The organism is Novosphingobium sp. KA1 (assembly GCF_017309955.1).
GTDB lineage: Bacteria > Pseudomonadota > Alphaproteobacteria > Sphingomonadales > Sphingomonadaceae > Novosphingobium.
The window spans coordinates 3,240,849-3,262,835 of sequence record NZ_CP021247.1; the positions used below are offsets into that span (position 1 = coordinate 3,240,849).

At 65.0% G+C, this 21,987-nt stretch carries 17 protein-coding genes and 1 tRNA gene; 7 read left to right on the forward strand and 11 right to left on the reverse strand.

What is annotated here, in order from left to right; translation table 11 throughout:
• Window positions 1–15 precede the first annotated feature (15 nt).
• The 5 genes from CA833_RS15555 to CA833_RS15575 all read right to left on the reverse strand — a co-directional run bounded on the left by CA833_RS15555 (window position 16) and on the right by CA833_RS15575 (window position 4,999).
• Window positions 16–993 (reverse strand): DNA polymerase III subunit delta', encoded by a 978-nt coding sequence (locus tag CA833_RS15555; protein ID WP_207078565.1) that lies wholly within the window; start codon window positions 991–993, stop codon window positions 16–18.
• The gene (gene tmk, locus CA833_RS15560) at window positions 990–1,634 is read right to left on the reverse strand and encodes a dTMP kinase (RefSeq protein WP_207078566.1); all 645 of its coding nucleotides are present in this window, start codon (window positions 1,632–1,634) and stop codon (window positions 990–992) included. The genes CA833_RS15555 and tmk overlap by 4 nt, the downstream gene beginning before the upstream one ends.
• Complete coding sequence (locus tag CA833_RS15565; protein WP_207078567.1) at window positions 1,631–2,794, reverse strand: D-alanyl-D-alanine carboxypeptidase family protein; 1,164 nt, start codon at window positions 2,792–2,794, stop codon at window positions 1,631–1,633. The genes tmk and CA833_RS15565 overlap by 4 nt, the downstream gene beginning before the upstream one ends.
• Before the next feature lie 176 nt (window positions 2,795–2,970).
• Window positions 2,971–3,966 (reverse strand): SPOR domain-containing protein, encoded by a 996-nt coding sequence (locus tag CA833_RS15570; RefSeq protein WP_207078568.1) that lies wholly within the window; start codon window positions 3,964–3,966, stop codon window positions 2,971–2,973.
• The gene (locus tag CA833_RS15575) at window positions 3,950–4,999 is read right to left on the reverse strand and encodes a lytic transglycosylase domain-containing protein (protein ID WP_207080130.1); all 1,050 of its coding nucleotides are present in this window, start codon (window positions 4,997–4,999) and stop codon (window positions 3,950–3,952) included. Before CA833_RS15575 ends, CA833_RS15570 begins: the two co-directional genes overlap by 17 nt.
• A 173-nt stretch (window positions 5,000–5,172) precedes the next feature.
• Here CA833_RS15575 and CA833_RS15580 point away from each other — a divergent pair.
• Together CA833_RS15580 and CA833_RS15585 are read left to right on the forward strand one after the other, a co-directional pair.
• Window positions 5,173–5,262: transfer RNA gene (locus tag CA833_RS15580), tRNA-Ser, on the forward strand.
• A gap of 163 nt (window positions 5,263–5,425) precedes the next feature.
• Window positions 5,426–8,785, forward strand: a complete 3,360-nt coding sequence (locus tag CA833_RS15585) for a PAS domain-containing hybrid sensor histidine kinase/response regulator (protein WP_207078569.1) — start codon at window positions 5,426–5,428, stop codon at window positions 8,783–8,785.
• Here the strand turns inward: CA833_RS15585 and CA833_RS15590 are convergent.
• Entirely contained in the window at window positions 8,759–9,388 is a 630-nt protein-coding gene (locus CA833_RS15590; protein ID WP_207078570.1) for a response regulator transcription factor, read from the reverse strand. The genes CA833_RS15585 and CA833_RS15590 overlap by 27 nt on opposite strands.
• Window positions 9,389–9,433: 45 nt before the next feature.
• Window positions 9,434–11,383 carry an acetate--CoA ligase gene (gene acs, locus CA833_RS15595; protein WP_142633638.1) on the reverse strand — a complete coding sequence of 650 codons (1,950 nt, stop codon included), beginning with the start codon at window positions 11,381–11,383 and terminating at the stop codon, window positions 9,434–9,436.
• A gap of 212 nt (window positions 11,384–11,595) precedes the next feature.
• Here acs and CA833_RS15600 point away from each other — a divergent pair, with 212 nt between their 5' ends.
• The 4 genes from CA833_RS15600 to CA833_RS15615 all read left to right on the forward strand — a co-directional run bounded on the left by CA833_RS15600 (window position 11,596) and on the right by CA833_RS15615 (window position 15,809).
• Entirely contained in the window at window positions 11,596–13,044 is a 1,449-nt protein-coding gene (locus CA833_RS15600; protein ID WP_242526136.1) for a DcaP family trimeric outer membrane transporter, read from the forward strand.
• 53 nt (window positions 13,045–13,097) lie between these two features.
• Window positions 13,098–14,765: an MFS transporter gene (locus tag CA833_RS15605; protein ID WP_207078571.1), complete on the forward strand. Its 1,668-nt coding sequence runs from the start codon at window positions 13,098–13,100 to the stop codon at window positions 14,763–14,765.
• Window positions 14,766–14,859: 94 nt separating this feature from the next.
• Window positions 14,860–15,375 carry a GNAT family N-acetyltransferase gene (locus CA833_RS15610; RefSeq protein WP_142633635.1) on the forward strand — a complete coding sequence of 172 codons (516 nt, stop codon included), beginning with the start codon at window positions 14,860–14,862 and terminating at the stop codon, window positions 15,373–15,375.
• A 92-nt stretch (window positions 15,376–15,467) separates the two neighbouring features.
• Window positions 15,468–15,809: a PilZ domain-containing protein gene (locus CA833_RS15615; RefSeq protein WP_207078572.1), complete on the forward strand. Its 342-nt coding sequence runs from the start codon at window positions 15,468–15,470 to the stop codon at window positions 15,807–15,809.
• Window positions 15,810–15,874: 65 nt separating this feature from the next.
• Here the strand turns inward: CA833_RS15615 and lpdA are convergent, their stop codons facing one another.
• Genes lpdA through CA833_RS15630 form a run of 3 tightly spaced genes read right to left on the reverse strand, consistent with a single transcriptional unit; the run spans window position 15,875 to window position 19,008 of the window.
• Window positions 15,875–17,302 (reverse strand): dihydrolipoyl dehydrogenase, encoded by a 1,428-nt coding sequence (lpdA, locus tag CA833_RS15620; protein ID WP_207078573.1) that lies wholly within the window; start codon window positions 17,300–17,302, stop codon window positions 15,875–15,877.
• Window positions 17,303–17,306: 4 nt separating this feature from the next.
• Window positions 17,307–17,699, reverse strand: a complete 393-nt coding sequence (locus CA833_RS15625; RefSeq protein ID WP_142633629.1) for an acyl-CoA thioesterase — start codon at window positions 17,697–17,699, stop codon at window positions 17,307–17,309.
• A gap of 1 nt (window position 17,700) precedes the next feature.
• The gene (locus tag CA833_RS15630) at window positions 17,701–19,008 is read right to left on the reverse strand and encodes a pyruvate dehydrogenase complex dihydrolipoamide acetyltransferase (protein ID WP_207078574.1); all 1,308 of its coding nucleotides are present in this window, start codon (window positions 19,006–19,008) and stop codon (window positions 17,701–17,703) included.
• A 173-nt stretch (window positions 19,009–19,181) separates the two neighbouring features.
• Here CA833_RS15630 and CA833_RS15635 point away from each other — a divergent pair, with 173 nt between their 5' ends.
• Window positions 19,182–19,637 carry a universal stress protein gene (locus CA833_RS15635; protein ID WP_142633626.1) on the forward strand — a complete coding sequence of 152 codons (456 nt, stop codon included), beginning with the start codon at window positions 19,182–19,184 and terminating at the stop codon, window positions 19,635–19,637.
• A 39-nt stretch (window positions 19,638–19,676) separates the two neighbouring features.
• On the opposite strand, the gene rnr is transcribed toward CA833_RS15635, so the two are convergent.
• Window positions 19,677–21,968 (reverse strand): ribonuclease R, encoded by a 2,292-nt coding sequence (gene rnr, locus CA833_RS15640; protein WP_207078575.1) that lies wholly within the window; start codon window positions 21,966–21,968, stop codon window positions 19,677–19,679.
• Between the last annotated feature and the right edge of the window lie 19 nt (window positions 21,969–21,987).

The following is a 21,987-nucleotide window of genomic DNA, read 5'->3' on the forward strand; positions in this document are numbered from 1 at the left end:
ATTCCTTGCTGGAGTTTACGGGCGAGCCGCCTCTCTAGGCATCGCAGCCGATGCCAGCAAGCCGCCAATTTCCATTACGAGAAGGCCGGCATCGAAATTGTAGGTCGGTGCCTGTGCGGATATCTGCATCAGCGTGCCATGGGCCTCGATCAGCGCGAGTTGCCGGGGCCGCGAAGCCGCAGCCAGTTCTCCCGCCACCACCGTGCGGGCCAGTTCCAGCGTCGCCAACTGACGGCCGCGCGCCGGCCTCGCCCCCATCTCGTCAGCGAGGGCCCCGCGAAGGTGGTAATCACGGTCTCCTTCGTGGAGGATCCTCAGCATCAAGTGATGGATCCCGGCGAGATCATGCTCGACAAAGCTCAGCGCAACCCCGGGCGATCCCTGCGCGGCCTCGATGGCAGTGCGGCGGATCGAGGCATCCGATTCCGGCAGCTCCCGCCGGATCACTTCATCGAGCTCGGCTTCGCTGAGCGCCGAAAAGCGCAGGACCCGGCAGCGGGATCGGACAGTCGGCAGCAGCCGCCCCGGCTGGTGCGTGACCAGCAGGAAAAACGTTCCCGCCGGCGGTTCCTCCAAGGCCTTGAGCAAGGCGTTGACCGCGCTTTTCTCCAGTTCGTCGGCAGGATCGATGACGATAGCGCGGCGCTCGCCCAACGTGGGCTTGGTGGCGAGGCGACGGATCATCTCGCGCACCTGGTCCACGGAGATGCTGCGCTTGGCCTGCCAGGGCTTGCCCTCCGCCTTTTTCTTGGCTTCGTCGTCGTTTGCGGGCAATGCCTCGAGGATGTGAATATCCGGGTGGGAGGCGTGATCCGGGCGCGGGTGGCCGGGCTGGCGAACCAGTTCCGCCGCCGCTTCACGCGCGAAGGCCCGTTTGCCTAGCCCGCGCTGCCCGGCGAGCAGCCAGGCGTGATGCATGCGCTCCGAGCCGATGGCGGCAAGCCACTCGTGCCATGCCTCGCGTTGGCCGACGAACGGCAGCACCTCGCTCACGTCCCGGCGCTTTCGGGTAGCAGCGGTTCGAGTGCCTGCACGGCAAGCGCACGTGTCTGTTCCGGCGACCCATTGCCGTCAATGCGAATGAAGCGCTTCGGCTCCTCGTCCGCAAACCGGACAAATGCGGCGTTGACGCGCGCGTGATAGGCCGCTTCACGGCCGCCGATGCGATCGCTTCCGTCGACGTCGCGGCGGGTTACGCGGGTACGGGCGACTTCCGGCGACACTTCGATGAGCAGGGTGAGGTCCGGCAGCAGGCCTTCGCTGCCGATGGCGTGCAAAGTGCGCAGATCCGCATCCGACAGCCCACCGCCGCCGCCCTGGTAGGCGCGACTGGAATCGAGATAGCGATCGCAGATGACCCAGGCTCCGCGGGCGAGTGCCGGACGGATCAGCTTCTCGACATGGTCGGCGCGGGCGGCCGCGAACAGCAGCGCCTCGGCGCGTGCGCCCCAGCCTTCACCCTCGGCGTGGAGGAGCAGGTTGCGGATCGCCTCGGCACCGGGCGTTCCGCCCGGCTCCCGCGTGGTAACCACTTCCAGTCCGCGCCCACGCAAGGCGTCGGCAATCAGCCGCGCCTGCGTGGACTTGCCAGCCCCTTCCCCGCCTTCCAGCGCAATGAATCGTCCCGGTTTCATGCGAAGAGACTGATAAGGCCGTTCCAGAGCCTGTCCAGCGGGCCGCCCACGGCAACGTCGCGCCCGGCATAAAGAGGGACACGGCCGGGCGCAAGGCCGTCGACCTTGATTTCGAGGCTTCCGACTTCGTCTCCCTTACGGATCGGTGCCACCAACGGCCCCTTGTAATGGACAGCGAGCGTAACCTTGCGATTGTCACCGGTAGGCTGGGTCGCATGAACCTCGCGGTTGGCGACCAGCGGCACCGAGCGGTCGGTTCCGCCCTGCACTTCGGCCTGCGCGACAGGCTGGCCCTGATCGAACAGGTGTCGAGACGTCCACGCGGAGAAGCCCCATTCCAGCAAGGCCCGCGCCGCGGCATCGCGCTGCTTGGGCAGGGGAGATGCTGCCAGCACCATTACCAGCCGGCGGCCATCGCGTTCTGCGGTGCCCAGGAAGTTGTATCCTGCCTCGCGCGTGTAACCGGTCTTGATACCGTCGGCACCGGGAACCACCCCCACTGTCGGGTCATGGCTGCGCATGGCGACGTCGCGCCACATGTAGTGCTTTACACCCGAGAATTCTCGATAGAGCGCCGGATGGCGGGTGATCATCGCGTCGGCAAGACGGACAAGATCGCTGGCGGTGACGTAAGTGTGTCCCTCGTCCATCCAGCCATTGGGCGTATTGTAGTGGCTGCGCGACATGCCGAGGCGGCGCGCGGCGTCATTCATCTTTGCGGTCCACGCAGGAATACTACCGGCATAGCCTTGGGCAAGCACGATCGCGCCGTCATTGGCGGACGCTGTCATGATGCCGTGAAGGAGGTCGGTCGTGGTGGGCTGGTCCTTTTCGGTCAGGTACATTGAGGTACCCTTGGCAAACCATTCCCGCGCGGTTTCCGGGCGCACTGCGAAGCGGCGGTCGAGCGGCAGGCGCCCCGCGTCGATTTCCTCGAAAGCCACGAATGCCGTCATCACCTTGGTGACGGAAGCCGGCAGGAACGGAATGTCCGGATGATTCTGCACGAGCACCTGTCCCGAGCCGATATCGACCAGCAGACTGACCGGAATGCCCTGCAACTCCGCAGGCGGCGTCGGAATTGCCGCATTTGCAGGAACCCCGAGCGCGATAGCCAGTGCCGAGGTGATGAAACGGGCGGACTTAGGAAAGAACTTCAAGACGCGACTTCTCCCGGCGCGCCCTCACGGTGGGGTGCGATGGTGCGGGGCGCGCCGCCAGATTGGCCGGCGCGCGAGATTCGCGATTGGCTATACCGCGCGCGCGGTGTCCGCTCCAGCGCTGCGGCAGCTTGTGCACTGTTTGCGAAGGAGCGGACCTGCCCTGGACCCGGCGATCAGTCCCCGCGCGGGATCCTGGCGTCCTTGTAGCCTGCCGATTGCGCCTTGCGCAGCGCGGCCGCAGCTTGCGTATCCGCCTGGAATGGACCGAGCCGGACACGCCAGAGCTTGCCTGCCTTGCTCACGGAGCCGCCCAGCTGCGCGGCCACCTTTCGTGCGTTGGCTTCGACGGAAAATGCCCCGACCTGAACGAAGGAGCCATCCTTGCGCGGGGCGCTGGTGGAAGGAGCAGATGCCATTGCCGGTTTCGCAGTCGGCTTTTCGGTTGGCTTCGCTGCGGGCGGCGCAGTGCGGATGGGGGGCTGTAGTGCGGCAGTCGTCGCTCTTGGCACAGGATTTGGCGTCGGCGCGGGCGCACTAACGGGACCATCCTGAGGCGTGGGCAAAGGCAGGGGCAGCGTCGTCGGCATTCTGGGCGGCGTCGAAGGCGGCGGCAGCAACGGCGACTGCTCGGCAAGCTTGCGGCGGAGCACGCCAAGCAGGCCTTCGGGCGTGGCCATGCGTTCCGGCGCGCGCGTGCCGCTGCGCAGCAGGGCCCGCTCCGCCTCGGGCGGGTTGACGCGCCGGATCCGGATCGGGGTGTGCGAGCCTGGCGTGACACCAAGCTGGGCAGCGGCATCGCCGGAGAGTTCGACGAGACTGTCGTTGACCATGGGGCCCCTGCGCTCGATGCGCACAAGGATGGTGCGGCCGGTGCCAAGCGCGGTCACTTCCGCATAGCTTGGCAAGGGCAGCGTCTTGTGCGCGGCAGTCACGCCCTTGCCCTCCCCCGTCGTGGCATAGCCTACGGCGTCGTAATTAAGCTGGTCGGCCGGTGTCCAGGTCGTGCCAGCGACCGTAAACGGCTCCCCCACTACCACCGGATAATCGGCAGCAGGTCCGCTTGCTGCCGGTGCGACAACGGGCGCCCCACGCTCTTTCGCCGCGAGCGGCGAGGCAACGAGGACAATCAGCGCTGCAATTGGCAGCACATGGTTAACGGGCAATCTCATCTGCAAGCAACCCCACCGACAAGGCGTAGTAGTTCGAGCAGTTGTACTGGAGGATGACCCGATAATTCCCGGTTAACAGATAGGCCGAAGTTCCAGGACCGTCGGGCTGGAACAGCGAGGCCTGCACCTGATCCCCAATCGGTCCCAGCGGCGTCACGCCGAGCGCCCGCCATTCCGCCACGCTTTTCCACTGGCCATGCCGGGCGTGGACCGCAGCGCAGGTCGGTGCCGACAGTTTGGACGCATAGTCGCTGGCCGAAAAACTCGCAGGGAGCGAGGCGCGCACGCCCCAGGGTTGGCCCGGCCGCCAGCCCGCATCACGAAAATAGTTCGCGATCGACGCCAGTGTGTCCGCCGGGCTGGAAAAAATGTCACGCGTACCATTGCCGTCGCCGTCTGCGGCAAGGCGCAGGTAGACGCTGGGAAGGAACTGCGGATAGCCAAAGGCCCCTGCCCAGCTGCCCTTGAGCTTGTAGGTAGGCACCCCCTGATCGACCATCTTCATCAGTTCGATCAGCTCGTTCTCGAACAACTGCCGCCGCCGCCCTTCCCAGGCAAGCGTTGCCAGCGAACGCGCCAGATCGAAATCGCCGACATAGCTGCCGAAATTGGTCTCATGCCCCCAGATGGCAAACAGCATTTTGGCCGGCACACCATAACGCTGCTCGATGGCAGGCAGAATGGACGCATTCTGGGCATAGCGATCCCGACCGCGGGCGATGATGCTCGAGCCTACATGCTTGGCGATATAGGGGGCGATCGGCGGCGGCGAACTGCTGCGGTTGGGCTGTGCGCTGTCCAGTTCGACCACGCGCTGATTGGGCGTCAAGCCGGTTAGCACCTTTGCGATCGTCGGTTCGCTGACACCTTCGCGCCGTGCCCTCGCGGCGACCGTCTGCAAATAGGCATCGAAACCCTGAGGGGCGACGCTCTGGATAACGGCCTGGGCATGAGCCGGCACGATCGGCGCGGCAGTCGCGGCTGCGGCAAGGATGGGAAGGCGCAGAAAACGAAGCTTCGAGGAAAAAGTCATCGCCGCCAAATCTTGCACAATGCAGCGCCGATGCAAATGCCCCGGCGGCATCAACCGTGGACAGTCACCGCATGCCGGCTGCACTCCGTCCCAATCTGTCCACAGTGCAACGACTGCTCTTGCATGCTGTCAGCTTTGCTCTATGCGCGTTGCCCGCAGCAGCAATCCTGCTTGGAAGAGTGGCCGAGTGGTTTAAGGCAACGGTCTTGAAAACCGTCGATGGGGCAACCTATCCGTGGGTTCGAATCCCACCTCTTCCGCCATAGCCTGTTCCAGCTTGAATTCCTGACGATACAGGTACCGCTCCGCCACCAAGGTTGCTACCGTCCAGTTTGGGAAACGTGACGGGGAGGCTGCCCGAGTGACTGGGAACCTCTGGCAGTTGCCGGAAGGCGTATGCGGCGTGAACTTGCGGGCCTTCCTGTCATGAGCCTCATTGCGTGCATATCGATTGCCCTGGCACTGATCGTGCTGCTCTTTACGGTTGCCGCCTTTGTCGAACGGCGCGGCCGTGCCCTCCGGCGATGGCCCGCTTTGCGCCACGGTGCCTATACGCTGGCACTGGGTGTCTACTGCACCAGTTGGACGTTCTATGGCGCCGTCGGTAGCGCGGTGCGGGGCGGATGGGGCTATTTGCCCATCTATCTCGGTCCCTTGCTCCTGCTGCTTTTTGCGCCTCGGTTCCTTAAACGTCTTGCCGAAGCGGTAGCCGAGGAGCGCGCAACCACGGTATCCGACTTCATAGCGGCGCGCTTCGGTCACGACAGCGCGGTGGCGCGACTGGTCACGTTGATCGCTTTGCTCGGGTCGATTCCCTACCTAGCCTTGCAACTTCGCTCCATCGGCAGCGCCCTTTCGATCGTATCCGGTCATGACGTCATGACGCCGGCCATGGTGGCAGGTGCGGCGCTTCTTGTGCTTTTTGCCGTCTTGTTCGGGGCAAGGCGCTTCGAACTTGCGGGGCGAAGCGAGGGGCTGCTCTACGCGATCGGCGTCGATTCCGTGATCAAGCTAGGCGCCCTCCTGCTTGTCGCGGGAATGGCGGCATGGTTGGTCTTTTCAGCGCCGTCGGAATGGATGACGCGGGGCCTCGCGCGGTTTGGCGCAGCGTTCTCGCCGCGTGGGATCGATCTCGAATTCGCGGTCATTCTGCTTATCTCGATCTTTGCCGTCGTCGCGCTCCCGCGCCAGTTCTACATGGGGCTGGTCGAAGCGCAAAAATCCGACGATCTCGTGCGCGCCAGGTTCGGACTGGCCGCCTATATCCTGGTCATGGCACTGATGGCCTTGCCCATAGCGCTGGCAGGCCTTTCGCTCCTGCCGCCAGCGACGCGACCGGACCTGTTCGTGCTGCAACTGCCTGCCGTGGCCGGTTCGCAGCTGGTGCTCGCAGCCGCCCTGCTCGGCGGCATCGGCGCCGCGGCATCGATGGCGGTAGTCGACAGCACGGCACTGGCCACCATGGTCTCCAACGACCTGTTCGCTGGAGCCGTGCTGCGCCATCCTTCGGCAGCCGCGGGCGCGATCGGTGAGCGCATGCTGGTGCTGCGCCGCCTCTCGATCGCCGGGATCATGCTGCTTGCGCTCGCCTTTGCCCTGCTGATCGGCCGAGAGCAGTCGCTGGCGTCGATGGGGCTCGTCGCCTTTGCCGCCATGGCCCAGTTCACTCCGCATTTGCTGCTGGCCACGACCGGACGGGGCCGCGACCCGCTGGCCGCCCGCGCCAGTCTTGTCACCGGCCTGACGTTCTGGTGCTACACCCTCGCCCTGCCCCCCATCCTCCCACCAGAGTGGCTGGCAATGCTGCAAGGGACCGTGCTTGACCCCATGCGCCTGTTTGGGCTCGGGCAGGCCAGCCCATTGGTCCACGGCGTGACATGGAGCCTTGGCGCCAATTTGCTGGTTCACGCAGCCGTTGCCGCCCGCAAGATGCCGGGGCCGGCGCTGCCACGCCTCTTTGCCGTGCAGCGCCGTGTTTCCAACCTTGGCGAACTCAGCCAGCTGGTCGCCGGATTCGTGGGCGAGGATCGCGCGCTGAGGGAGTTCCCGCAGACACTGCACGCAGCGCCGGTGACCCAGAGTGCTGCGCGGCAGGCCCAGGACCTGATTGCCGGGGTTGTCGGGGCCTCGTCCGCCCGCGCGCTCATGGCGTCGGCCCTGGCGAGCGGGCATATGGCGCTCGACGATGTTACCCGCTTGCTCGATCAGGGCGGCCGATCTCTGCGGTTTTCCCGCCAGCTCCTGGCATCGACTTTCGAGAACATCGACGCAGGGATCAGCGTCGTCGATGCCGAACTCAACCTGATCGCCTGGAACGCCCGCTACGAGGAATTCTTCGATTATCCCGCCGACCTGCTGCGCGTCGGCGCCCCGATCGAGGCCTTGATCCGCCACAATGCCCAGCGCGGTGATTTCGGCACCGAGGATATCGAGATGAAGATCGCGCGCCGTCTGGATCACCTGCGCGCGGGCAGCATCCACAGCTTCGAACGCCGCCGCAACGACGGCCGCGTCATCAAGACCGTGGGCGGGCCGATGCCAGGCGGCGGCTATGTCATGTCGTTCACCGACATGACCGAGGAAGCGCGGGTGCGAGACGAACTCGAACGCACGCTGGAGGAACTGGAACATCGGGTCGAGGATCGCACCCGCGAACTGACCGAGGCCAACCGCCTGCTCGCCCGCGCGACGCAGGACAAGACGCGATTTCTTGCCGCCGCCAGCCACGACCTTCTGCAGCCCCTCCACGCCGCCCGGCTGTTCACCGCTGCGCTCGGCCGCTCGGCGCAGGAGGGAGAGAAGCCTCTGGTGATGCGGGTGGACAATGCCATCATCGCCGCGGAGGAACTGCTGCGTGCACTACTGGACATCTCCCGCCTCGATGCAGGCGGTGTCACGCCTAGCCCCGAACCGGTCGACCTGAGCGCATTTCTTGCCGACATGGCCGAAAGTTTTCGTCCAATGGCGGACGCCAAGGGGCTGAATCTGAAGATCGGCCCGCTGACCGGCCATGTCGAGACCGACCCCGGGCTGCTGCGCTCGGTTATGCAAAATTTCCTTTCCAACGCGCTTCGCTACACCCGGCATGGCGGCGTCCTGATCGGTGTGCGGCGACGGGGGGACCGGCTGCGTATCGACGTGATCGACACCGGCGTGGGCATACCCGAGGCCCAGCGCGATGCCGTGTTCAGCGAATTCACCCGCCTGGGCACGGTGGATACTGAAGGGCACGGGCTCGGGCTTGCTCTGGTGGACAGGATCGTGCGCCTGCTGGGAGGACAGATCGAGGTCGCTTCTCATGAAGGGCGTGGCAGCCGCTTCAGCCTTCTTCTGCCTGCCATGGCCAGCGCGCCGGCGCCAAACCCCACATTCGACGTGCAACATGCCGCGAGTATCATTCCCGCACATCGGCTTTCGGTGCTCATCGTCGACAACGAACCGCTGATCGTCGAGGCGACCTCGGCACTGGTAGCGCATCTTGGGCACGCGGCTTTCGGCGCATCGAACATCGCCGACGCACAAGCCATGGCGGAGCGGATCGATGTCGTGCTGGCAGACTATCGGCTCGATCGCGGGGAAGACGGCCTCACGCTGATCGCACGTCTGCGCAGCCATCGGCCGGACCTCCCAGCGGCCATCCTGACGGCGGAGACATTCCCGGAACTGCGGATCAAGGCCGATGCACTGGGCGTGCCGGTCTATGCCAAGCCCGTCGACCCGGCGCGAATCGAAGCCTTCCTGGCGGGCATTACCCCAGGTTCAGTGCTGGAGATGAAGGCCCAGTGAGCGGGCAACAAGCGCCGCCTGAGTGCGATTTCGCACATCCAGCTTTTTCATCACTGCCGTCATGTGCGCCTTCACGGTCGCCTCGCTGATGCCGAGGGTATAGGCGATCTGCTTGTTGAGCTGGCCGTCGAGCACGGCCAGCAGGACCTTGAGTTGCATCGGCGTAAGATTGGCCACCTCGCGTCGGATCGGATCGAGTTCGGCATCGCTGGTCGTGACAGCAGCGGGCGTTCGTCCGCCCAACGCCGTGGCGACGGCGGCTTCGATGGTCGAAAGATCGTTGTCCTTGCGCAGGAAACCGATGGCACCGAACGCCCGTGCCTCATCGGCGGCGGACGCCCCCTCGGCGCTGGACACGACCAGGATCGGCACTTCGGGACGCTCTGCATGGATAAGGGCAATGCCGGAAAAGCCCACGGCCCCCGGCATCTTGAGATCGAGCAACACCAGCGCCAGCCCCTCTCGCTCCGACGCCAGGCGGGCCGCTTCGGCTAGGGTCCCTGCTTCCACCACCATGGCATCGGGCGCCACCTGCCCCACCGCCAGGGCAAGGGCCTGGCGATAGAGCGGATGATCATCGGCGATGAGTACGGTGCGGGTCATGTCACCGCAATATCACGGCTTTCGAAGGGCGCCAGCCCGCACGGCTCACGCCGTTGCAGGCTGGGGACGATTGGCGATCAGGTTGTCGACCACCGAAGGATCGGCCAGGGTCGACGTATCGCCAAGGTTGGAGAAGTCGTTCTCGCCGATCTTGCGCAGGATACGCCGCATGATCTTGCCCGAACGGGTCTTGGGCAGGCCCGGCGCGAACTGGATGACGTCGGGCGTCGCGATCGGGCCGATCTCGTGCCGGACCCACTGGACCAGTTCCTTGCGCAGCGCCTCATCCGGTTCGATTTCGGCGTTGCAGGTGACAAAGGCATAGATGCCCTGCCCCTTGATCTCGTGCGGCATGCCGACGACCGCTGCCTCGGCCACGGCATGATGGGCGACCAGCGCCGATTCGATCTCGGCCGTACCCATGCGGTGCCCCGAGACGTTGATGACGTCGTCGATACGGCCGGTGATCCAGTAGTACCCGTCCTCGTCGCGGCGGCAGCCGTCGCCAGTGAAGTAGTAACCCGCGAACGTCGAGAAATAGGTCTGGAAGAAGCGTTCGTGATCGCCCCAGACGGTCCGCATCTGTCCCGGCCAGCTGTCCGCTATCACCAGGCAGCCGTCGGTTGCCCCTTCAAGCACGCCGCCCTCGTTATCGAGCAGCATCGGCTTCACGCCAAACATCGGCTTGCTGGCCGAACCGGGCTTGAGCGCGGTGGCACCGGGCAGCGGGGTGATCATGGCGCCGCCGGTCTCGGTCTGCCACCAGGTGTCGACGATCGGGCAGCGCCCTTCACCGACGACCTCGTGATACCAGGACCAGGCTTCGGGATTGATCGGCTCACCGACCGACCCCAGGAGGCGCAGGCTCTTGCGGCTGGTCTTCTTCACGAAATCGTCGCCTTCGCGCATCAGTGCGCGCAGGGCCGTGGGCGCGCCGTAGAAGATCTCGACCTGGAACTTGTCGACCACCTGCCAGAAGCGGCTGGCGTCGGGGAAGTTGGGCACCCCCTCGAACATCACCGTGGTCGCCCCGTTCATCAGCGGGCCATAGACAACGTAGGAATGTCCGGTCACCCAGCCGATGTCGGCGGCGCACCAGTAGATCTGGCCAGGGCGATAATCGAAGACGTATTCGTGCGTCATCGAGGCCCATACCGCATAGCCGCCGGTGGTATGGAGCACGCCCTTGGGCTTGCCGGTGGAGCCCGAGGTGTAAAGGATGAACAGCGGGTCTTCCGCGCTCATTTCCTCGGGCAGGCAGTCCGCAGGCTGGGCGGCGACCGCGGAAGCCCAGTCGATGTCGCGGCCGTCCACCATCGGCACGTCGGCGCCGGTGTGGCTGAGCACGATCACGCTGTCGACACCCGGGCAAGCCTTGAGCGCCTCGTCGACATTGGCCTTGAGCGGCACCTTCTTGCCGCCGCGCAGACCTTCGTCGCTGGTGAGGACAATCCGGCTGTCGCAGTCCTGGATGCGGCCGGCCAGGGCATCGGGCGAGAAGCCGGCAAAGACGATCGAGTGGATCGCACCGATACGCGCGCAGGCCAGCATGGCGACCGCGGCTTCGGGTACCATCGGCAGATAGATGGTGACACGCTCGCCCCGCTTGACGCCGCGGGCCTTCAGAAGATTGGCAAAGCGGCAGACCGCCTCGTGCAGCTCGCGGTAGGTAATCCGGCGTTCCGGGTTCTTCGGATCGTCCGGTTCCCACAGGATGGCGATGGCATCGCCGCGCTCGGCCAGATGGCGATCGAGGCAATTGGCGGAGAGATTCAGTGTGCCGTCGGTAAACCACGAGATGCCGAAATCCGCCTCGTGGAAGCTGGTCTGCTTGACCACGCTGAACGGCTTGATCCAGTCGATCCGCTGGCCTTCCTCACGCCAGAACCCATCGGGATCGGCGATCGAGCGCTCGTACATCTGCTGGTACCGGGCCTCATCGATCAGGGCGTTCTGGGCCCATTCTGCAGGCACGGGATAGATGGCCTCGGCCATGATTCCTTCTCCTCTCCACGGGACTGTATCCGGCAATCCCGGCTTTGCACCAGCCCTTAGCACGTGGGCCTGTCCGCATCGACATTAGACAATGGTCGAAGCTCTTCCACCTTGGTCTGGATGGCCCGTGCATGCCTGCTGGCGGATGGTGTCCCGGTACCGAGACGGATCCCATGCGAGGCGCCGCCGGTCCGGAATGGAGAGGGACAACGATGCACGAGCGAACCCGATCGCTGGCGCGTGCGCTGATGGCGGCAAGCTGCCTGATCGCACCGCAGGCGGCCCACGCGGCCACGGCGCGCGAGGAGCAACTCGAGGCGCGCCTGGAAAAGCTGGAGACGGAAATGGCACAGCTTCGTTCAGACCTCGCCCAGGCCCGCCAGCAGCAGGTCCGCGATGCTTCTGCCGCGCAAGGCGCGATCGCCGCCGCCAATGCGCGCAGCGAAGCTGCCGCCACCCGGATCGCGGCAGTCGAGGCTAAGGCGTCCGGCCCGGCAACGGCAGCAGCGACCGCTCCGGCCGCGCCACCCGCCGACGGGTTCCGCTCGGGCAATTCCGCGATCAACATCGGCGGCTACATCAAGCTGGTCGCCACTTCGAGCCACTTCAGCGACGGCAAGGTCGCCACCAACACCTTCGGGCGCGACTTCTACCTGCCCCAGGCGATCCCGACCGGCAGCGGCCAGAGCACCGACGCGACCGACTTCAACGCCAAGCAGTCGCGCCTCTGGGTCGACGTCAACACCCGCCTGGGCGACCACGCGCTCAAGGCCTATGTGGAGGCGGACTTCCAGACCTCGCCCGGCATCCAGGCCTCCAAGCGCACGACCAACGGCTATAACTTCACCCTGCGCCGCGCCTACATGCAGTTCGATCGCTGGCTGATCGGACAGGAGTGGACAACCTTCCAGTACGTGCCGGCCCTGCCCGAATCGACCGACTTCGTGGGCGTCACCGAAGGCACCGTCTTCGCGCGCCAGCCGCTGATCCGCTACAGCCTGCCGATCGGCAAGCAGGCCACGCTGCACCTGGCGATGGAGCAGCCGGAAACGGGCACGGTGGACACCGGCTCGCCAACGATCATCGAGAACGGTGATGAGCGCATTCCCGACTTTGTCGCCCGTCTAGCCTGGAAGGGCGGGATCGGCGAGCTTTCGCTGGCGGGCCTCGCTCGGCAGGTTCGCGTGCAGAACGGCGGAAAGGACGCCAGCACCACCGGACTTGGCGTCAGTGCGGCCGGCAAGCTCTGGCTCAACGGCAGCAAGACCAGCGACCTTCGCGCCATGGTCACATACGGGCACAACATCAGCCGTTACCTCGGCCTCAACTTCGCGCCGGACGCGGTCTATTCGCCCGCGACCAACTCGCTTGAAAGCGTGGATGCCATAGCCGCCTTCGCCGCGCTGCATATCGCGCTTGGCACCAACTGGCGCGCCAACGTGATGGGCAGCTGGCAGCGGGTCTACTACTCCCGCGACCTTGCCGTTGCCGATATCGCCACCTTCAATCGCCAGGCATGGAGCGGGGCGGCCAACCTGTTCTACTCGCCCTACCGCAACATCGATCTCGGCATCGAGTACCGTCACGGCGAGCGCGATCTGGTCGACGGCGACAATGGCAATCTCGACCGTCTCGAATTTGCCGCTAAGTATAGTTTCTGAAGAAAAATCCCGCGGAAGTACAACACTCTGGGGGCACAATAAGGGAGAGTGCAATGGCATCGACATATGACGCCTTGCCGAAGCATCATCAGGCGACGCAGAGCGAAAAGCTCGTCATCACCGCCTCATCGCTCGGCACCGTTTTCGAGTGGTACGATTTCTATCTTTACGGCCTGCTGGCGACGTTCATTTCGAAGGTCTTCTTTGCGGGCGTGAACGAGACGACCGGCTTCATCCTCGCGCTCGGCGCCTTTGCCGCGGGCTTCGCGGTGCGGCCGTTCGGCGCACTGGTGTTCGGACGCATCGGCGACCTGGTCGGGCGCAAGAACACCTTTCTTGTCACCATGGGCCTGATGGGCGCCTCCACTTTCGCGGTCGGCCTGCTGCCGGGCTACGAGACGATCGGCGTCGCCTCGCCCATCATCCTGGTGGGCCTGCGCATCGTCCAGGGACTTGCCCTCGGCGGTGAATATGGCGGTGCGGCGACTTACGTTGCCGAACATGCACCCAACAACAAGCGCGGGCTATACACCAGCTTTATCCAGATCACCGCGACTTTCGGGCTCTTCGCCGCGCTGCTGGTCGTACTCGGCTTCCGCACGGCAATGGGTGAGGACACCTTCTCCGGCTGGGGCTGGCGCCTGCCGTTCCTCGTCTCGTCGATCCTGCTGGGCGTCTCGATGTGGATCCGCCTCCAGCTCAACGAGAGCCCCGTCTACCAGAAGATGAAGGACGAAGGCACGACCTCGAAGGCCCCGCTGACCGAAGCCTTTGGCCAGTGGAGCAATCTCAAGTTCGTGCTGATCGCCCTGTTCGGCGCTGTCGCGGGGCAGGCGGTGGTCTGGTACGCGGGCCAGTTCTACGCGATGTTCTATCTCGAGAAGATCCTCAAGGTGGACGGCGCCACGACCAACACGCTGATCGCCATTGCCTTGGCGCTGGGCACGCCGTTCTTCGTGTTCTTCGGCTGGCTGTCCGACCGCATCGGCCGCAAGTACATCATCCTCGGCGGCTGCGCGCTGGCGGCAGTGACCTATTTCCCCGCCTTCCACGCGCTTTCGGACGCCGCCAACCCCGCACTTGCCCGGGCTACCGCAACCGCCCCGGTCATCGTCCACGCCAATCCCGGCGAATGCTCGTTCCAGTTCGACCCCGTGGGCAAGAACAAGTTCGACGCGTCGAGCTGTGACATCGCCAAGGCCTTCCTCGCCAAGAGCGGCATCAACTACAGCAATTTCGAAGTGCCGGCAGGCACGATCGCCTCGGTCTCGGTCGGCGGTAGGACGCTGGCGGCCCCCAACCCTGCGCTGGTGTCGGAAAAGGATCGTGCCGTCGCCATCACGGCCTACCAGGACGACGTGAAGGCTGCCCTTGCCGAGGCGGGCTATCCGGCCAAGGCCGATCCGAACGCGATGGACAAGATCACGGTCGTCGCCGTGCTGTTCTACCTCGTGGTGCTGGTGACCATGGTCTACGGTCCGATCGCGGCGATGCTGGTGGAACTGTTCCCGAGCCGGATCCGCTACACCTCGATGTCCCTGCCCTATCACCTCGGAAATGGCTGGTTCGGCGGCTTCCTGCCCACCACCGCCTTTGCCATGGTCGCCGCCACCGGCGACATCTACTACGGCCTGTGGTATCCGGTCGTCATCGCCGCGGCCACGGTGGTGATCGGCCTGCTGTTCCTTCCGGAAACCTTCCGGCGGAACATAGACGCCTGATCCGCCGTCAAAAGGCCCGTATCCTGATCTCGATCAAGGTGCGGGCCCTTGCGGCGGTCTAAGGAACCCACACTTCTCGAGTGGAGTCTCGTCCATGTCTCTGAATGACGTCATCACCCTCCCCACCCGTTCCGGCATCGAACTCGAAGTGCGTCCCGCACGGGAAGACGACGAGGCCGCGCTGACCGCCTTTTTCGAACGCGTCGAGGACGAGGATCGCCGCTTCCGCTTCTTCGCCGCGGCGGACAAGGTCAGTGCCCAGCAGATCGCCCCGCTGGTCCATGCCGACCAGTTCCGTACCGAATCGTGGATCGGTTTCGACAAGGCCAGCGGAGAGATCGTCTCCTCGGGCGTGCTTGCCAGCGATGCTGACCGCGACACCGCCGAAGTCGCCATTTCGGTGGCAGGTGCCTACAAGGGCAAGGGTATCGGCTGGGCCATGCTCGACTTCCTCGGCAAGCAGGCCGAGGCGCAGGGCTGCCGCCGCGTGATGTCGATCGAAAGCCGGGAAAACAGTGCTGCGATCGAAGTCGAGCGTGACAAGGGCTTTACCCCCGAGCCGTTCGACGGAGACCCGACGCTGGTCGTGCTGTCGAAAGCCTTCCGTTAAAATTCTCCAATCCGGATCCTTTTGCCGCGCCGCAGTAAGCTGCCGGTAAAATCGTCGGGTCCAAGGCGGGTTTCCATCGATGGAGACCCGCCTTGTCGTTTTATCCGCGCCTCGTTACCGGCCCACCCACCCAGGACCAGTCCGAGCGGGCCGAACGGGTAAGCGTCACTCTGCTGTGCGAAGTGCGCCAGGGATCCCGCCCCTGGAAAGCCGCGCGCCTCGACGATCTTGCCCCCGGCGGGTTCCGAATCGCGTGGCTTCCCGAGGTGCGGGAAGATCTGCCGCTGCGCATCCGCATTCCCGGCCTGCACTTGCTCACTGCGCGGGTCTGCTGGAGCCGTGACAACATGGTCGGCTGCGAATTTGCTGAACCGCTCCACCCGGCTGTTTTCGAGCACATCGCCCGCACGACCGGCAACGGATCCTCTGTCTGACGCGCAAACGAAAAAGGCGGGCCCTCGCAGGCCCGCCTTTCGCGTTTCGAAACCTGAAAGTCCGATCAGATGTGCAGCGCGCGCCCGTAAGCAGCCAGCACCGATTCGTGCATCGCTTCCGAGATCGTCGGATGCGGGAACACGGTCTGCATCAGTTCGGCCTCGGTGGTCTCCAGCGTCTTGCCGACGACGTAGCCCTGGATCATCTCGGTCACTTCCGCGCCGATCATGTGGGCACCCAGCAGCTCGCCGGTCTTCGCATCGAACACCGTCTTCACGAAACCTTCCGGTTCGCCCAGCGCGATGGCCTTGCCGTTGCCGATGAACGGGAAGGTGCCGGCCTTCACCTCGTAGCCCGCTTCCTTCGCCTTCGCTTCGGTCATGCCGACCGAGGCGATCTGCGGGTGGCAGTAGGTGCAGCCCGGAATGTTGCGGCGGTCGAGAGCGTGCGGATGCACGTCCTTGTTGCCCAGTTCCTTGGCGATCGATTCGGCAGCGGTAACGCCTTCATGGCTCGCCTTGTGCGCCAGCCAGGGGCCGTCCACGCAGTCGCCAATGGCCCAGATGCCCTTGACGTTGGTCCGGCCGTAGTCGTCCGTCTTGATGTGGAAGCGCTTGTCCGGTTCGATGCCGAGGTCTTCCAGACCGATGTTCTCGACGTTCGGCACGATGCCGATGGCAACGATCATGTGGCTGAATTCATGCGCGGCGGCCTTGCCGGCCTTGTCGGTGATGGTCACCTTCACGCTGTCCTTGCCAACGGCCAGATCGCTGGTCTTGGCGCCGGTCATGATCTTCATGCCCTGCTTGGTCAGCGCCTTCTCGAGGAAGGACGACACGTCGGCATCTTCCACCGGCACGATCCGGTCCATCATCTCGACGACCGTGACGTCAACGCCCATGTCGTTGTAGAAGCTGGCGAATTCGATACCGATCGCGCCCGAACCGATGACCAGCAGCTTGCTGGGCATTTCCTTGGGCGTCATCGCATGGCGATAGGTCCACACGCGCTCACCGTCGGCCTTGGCGTTTGGCAGATCGCGGGCGCGGGCGCCGGTGGCGATGATGATGTGCTTGGCGGTGAGGGTCTCGGTGCCCTTCTCGCCGGTCACTTCCAGCTTGCCCCCAGTGCCGTTGCTCGCAACAAGCTTGCCGGTGCCCATGTGCACGGCGATCTTGTTCTTCTTCATCAGGTGCGTGACGCCCTGATTGAGCTGCTTGGCAACGCCGCGCGAACGCTGGACAACCGCGTTCAGGTCCGCCGTGATGTTCTCGGCGGCGAGGCCGTAGTTCTTGGCGTGCTTCATCTGGTGGAACACCTCGGCCGAGCGCAGCAGCGCCTTGGTCGGGATGCAGCCCCAGTTGAGGCAGATGCCGCCGAGCAGTTCACGCTCGACGATGGCGGTCTTCAGGCCCAGCTGCGCGGAACGGATCGCCGCGACATAGCCGCCCGGGCCCGAGCCGAGGACGATGACGTCATAGGTATCAGCCACTGTCTTACTTCTCCTGATCGATGACGCGCGGTTTGCCGAATTCGTTCACCGCGACGAAGGTGAACACGGCCTGCGTCACCTTCACTTCTTCTTCTTCATGCCGATGGCGGCGCCACGCCTCGATGGCGATCGTCATAGAGGTGCGGCCGACCCGCTTGATCTCGCCATAGACGGAGACCTCGTCACCCACCTTTACGGGCAGGTGGAACTGGGTGCCGTCCATGGCGACAGTGACTGCGCGGCCGCGCGAACGGCGGGCGGCGATCAAACCGGCGCCCATGTCCATCTGGCTCATCAGCCAGCCGCCGAAGATGTCGCCGTAGGCGTTGGCATCGGCGGGCATCGCCGTGACCCGGATCACCGGGTCACGAGGGCAGCCCTTGGTCTCGTCGATCATCTCAGGCGACCATGCCCAGCGGCGTTTCGATATATTCGCGGAAGGCGGCCATGAGGCGGGCGCCGTCGGCACCGTCCACCGCGCGGTGGTCGAAGCTGCCGGTCGCGCTCATGACGGTGGCGACGCCCAGCGAATCGTCGGGCATCACCCACGGGCGCTTGTCGCCCGCGCCGACCGCGATGATCGTCGCCTGCGGCGGGTTGATCACGGCGGTGAACTGCTTGATGCCCATCATGCCCATGTTCGAGATCGAGGCGGTGCCGCCCTGATATTCGAGCGGCTGCAGCTTGCCTTCCTTGGCACGCTTGCCGAGATCCTTGGTCGCCTTGGCGATTTCGGAGAACGACTTGCCGTTGGCGTTCTGGACGATCGGGGTGATCAGGCCGTTCGGGATCGAGACGGCAACCGAAACGTCGGCACGCGCATACTTGATCAGCTCGTTACCGGCGAAGGTCACGTTGCACTCCGGCACATCGATCAGCGCGCGGCCAAGGGCCTTGATCAGCATGTCGTTGACCGAAACCTTCACGCCCTGCTTTTCGAGCATGGAGTTGATCTCGGCACGCAGGGCCATCAGCTTGTCGAGGCGCACGTCCACGGTAAGGTAGATGTGCGGCGCTTCCTGCATCGACTGGGTCAGGCGGCGCGCGATGGTCTTGCGCATGCCCGAGAGCTTTTCGACGGTGTGCGGGATGCGGTCGTCAAGCAGAGCGCGGGTTTCGGCAGCCATTTCGACCGAAGCGGGCTTGGCTTCGCCAGCAGGAGCCGCAACGGGTGCAGCAGCCGGAGCGGCGGCCTTCGGCGCGGCAGTACCGGGCTGGGCGGCTTCGACGTCGGCCTTGACGATACGGCCCTTGGGGCCGGTGCCGGTGACGGCGGCGAGGTCAACGCCCTTGGCGACGGCCACGCGCTTGGCGAGCGGCGAGGCGACCACGCGGCCGTCCTTGCCGGCGACAGCAGCAACCGGTGCCGAAGCGACGGGCGCCGGGGCAGTAGCGGGGGCGGCAGGCGCAGCAGCCGGAGCGGCAGCGGCCTTGGGGGCGGCGGCAACGGCACTGACGTCTTCGCCTTCACCGGCGATCACGGCGATCACGGTGCCGACCTTCACGCCTTCGGTGCCTTCGGGCACCAGGATCTTGCCGACGACGCCTTCGTCCACGGCTTCGAATTCCATGGTGGCCTTGTCGGTTTCGATTTCGGCCATGATGTCGCCGGAATTGACGGTGTCGCCTTCCTTAACCAGCCATTTCGCCAGTTTCCCCTCTTCCATCGTGGGGGACAGGGCGGGCATCTTGATCTCGATGGGCATGGAAGCTTGTGTGTCCCTTGTTATCCTGGGGAGGTGTGCGGGGTTGGCCTTTCCTTGGACAAGTTGCGCGCAGCATACAAGCGCCTTCGCAATCCTTTTGCCATTCGTGATCTCTTGCACAGCGACCTGAATGGCCCGATAAGCGCTGTCCAAGGGGATCAAGGCTAAAAATCATGCGCGTCTATCTGGTTATCATAGACGAAACCGAAGAGGCGCTGGTCGCCCTGCAATTCGCGGCTCGCCGCGCGGCAAAGACCGACGGTGCACTGCACCTGCTGGCGCTCGTTCCGCCCCAGCCTTTCAACGCCTTCGGCGGTGTTCAGGCCACGATCGAGGAAGAAGCCCGCGCCCGCGCCGAAACACTGGTGACGGCAGCGGCCGGCAACCTCTTGTCGCAAGGCGCGAAGATGCCGGTCATCGCGGTGCGTATGGGCGAGGACATCAAGATCGTGCGCCAGTACCTGAAGGAACACCCGGAAGTTTCCGCGCTGGTTCTGGGCGCGGCCAAGGAGGGCGGCCCCGGTCCGCTGGTGGCACACTTCACCGGGGCGGGGCTTGGCCACATGCCGTGCCCGGTTTTCGTGATCCCCGGGACGCTCGATGCCGATGCGATCGAGCGCCTGAGCTGAACCAGGGTCGTGATCGGCTCCTGTCCGGAGCCGACTGCCTCACTTCTTTTTGCGCCCTTGATGGCGGATGTTGTTCGGCCGGCCACGCTGGCCGACAAAGTGCTTGCCCTTTTTCTTGAGCGGCTGCGGCTTTCCGCGCTGCTCGATGCGGCCACCGCCCTCCTCCAGCTCGAACTTGAGCGCGCCGGTCAGCGGATTCGCCTCGGCCAGACGCAGGCGCAGGATCTGCCCCACGGCATAGCTGGTGCCAGTGCTTTCGCCTTCGAGCACCTGGGCCTTCTCGTCATAGGCAAAACGCTCGTCCCCCAGCGTCGAGACCGGCACCAGACCATCACCGCCCAGACTGAGGATCGTTGCGAAGAACCCGAACTTCTGAACCCCGGTGATGCGCGTGTCGAAAACCTGCCCGACGCGGCCCGAAAGCCACGCGGCGACATAACGGTCGATGGTTTCGCGCTCGGCCTCCATCGCGCGGCGTTCGGCCGTGCTGATTGCCTCGCTGACGCGGCCGAGATCGGTGCGATCACGCTCGGAAAGCCCCGACAGCGCAGGAATGTCGCCCTCGGGCTTGGGCTGCTCCAGCCCATAGGCATCGACCAGCGCACGGTGGACCAGAAGGTCGGCATAGCGGCGAATCGGCGAAGTGAAGTGCGCGTAGGAACCGAGCGCGAGACCGAAGTGCCCTTCGTTGCGCGGGCCGTAATAGGCCTGGGTCTGGCTGCGCAGCACCGCTTCCATGATAAGCGCCTTCTCGCTCTCGTCGGCGATGTCCTTGAGCATGCGGTTGAACAGGCCCGGCGTGATGACCTGCCCCATGGCCAGCTTGCGGCCGAACGTCGCCAGATAGTCCTTGAGTGCGGTCAGTTTCTCACGGCTCGGCGTCTCGTGGATGCGGTAAACCACCGGCGCGACCTTGGCCTCCAGTGCCTTGGCCGCCGCGACGTTGGCGGCGATCATGAAGTCCTCGACCACGCGGTGCGCGTCGAGCCGTTCACGAATGGCGATTTCGGCAATGCGCCCCTGATCGTCGAGCTTTACGCGGCGTTCTGGCAATTCCAGTTCAAGCGGATCGCGGGCCTCTCGGGCCTTCGCCAGCAGTTTCCAGCAAGCCCAGAGGTTCTTCAGATGCTCCGGGGCGCGATCCTCGTCGATGCGGGCCTGCGCCTCTTCGTAGGCGATGACTTCGTCGATACGGACAATGGCACGAGTAAAGCGCCATTCGGTGACCTTGCCCTGCCCGTCGATCTTCATGTGACAGGCCATCGCCGCGCGGTCTTCGCCCGAACGCAGCGAGCAGACGTCGGCGCTGAGCACCTCGGGGAGCATCGGCACGACCCGGTCCGGGAAATAGACCGAGTTGCCGCGGCGCCGAGCCTCGCGGTCGATGTGACCGCCGGGGCGGACATAGAACGAGACGTCGGCAATCGCGACCAGCGCGTCGAAACCACCCTCCTCGTTCGGTGCGGCCCAGATCGCGTCATCGTGGTCGCGCGCATCGGAGGGATCGATGGCGATGATCGGCAGGTGTCGCAGGTCCTCGCGCTGCTCGCGGCTGAGCGGCATCCTGGCGGAGCGCTCTGCTTCGGCGATGGTGTCGCCGTCGAAGTGGTTGGGGATGCCATGCTTGTGGATCGCGATCAGGCTGAAGGCCTTGGGCGCAAGCGGTTCACCCAGCACTTCGGTGACCTTGACCGAGGGGCGCGCGGAGCGGCCGATCGGCTCGGCCAGCACCAGTTCGCCCTTCTCGGCGTCGCCAAGATCGGAAATCGGCGAGGAATTGCGGATGCGCTTGTCTACCGGGGCCAGCCAGGGCTTGCCCGCACCATCGATCTCGACAACGCCAAGCATCTGCTCGGAACGCAACATCAGCTTCTTCATCGGATAGGCGCGCCATCCGGTGGGCGTCTCTTCCGTGCGCGACAATACGCGGTCACCCTTCTTGAGTGCCGAGCGCCCCTTCTCGATCAGGCGAATGCGCGGCGGCGGGGTGGCATCGTCGGGCGTCCAGGTATCGGGGATGGCGATGGGCTCGCCCTCATCCACGTCGACGATGCGCAGGACGGTGACCTTGGGCAGCCCGCCCATGCGGTGGAACGCGGTGCGCTTGCCGTCGATCAGGCCCTCTTCGGCCATGTCCTTGAGCAGCGCCTTGAGCTGGATCTTCTCCTGCCCCTTCAGGCCGAACGCCCGCGCGATCTCGCGCTTGCCCGCGGGCTCGGTAGCATTCTGAATGAAGTCCAACACCTGCTGGCGCGTGGGAAGCCCGGGCTCGTGCCGGGGCCTGGAGGACTTGAGGGAGGACCTGGGCGTGCTGTTCTTTGGGCGAGGCATGGCATCGCACTTGCCGGTA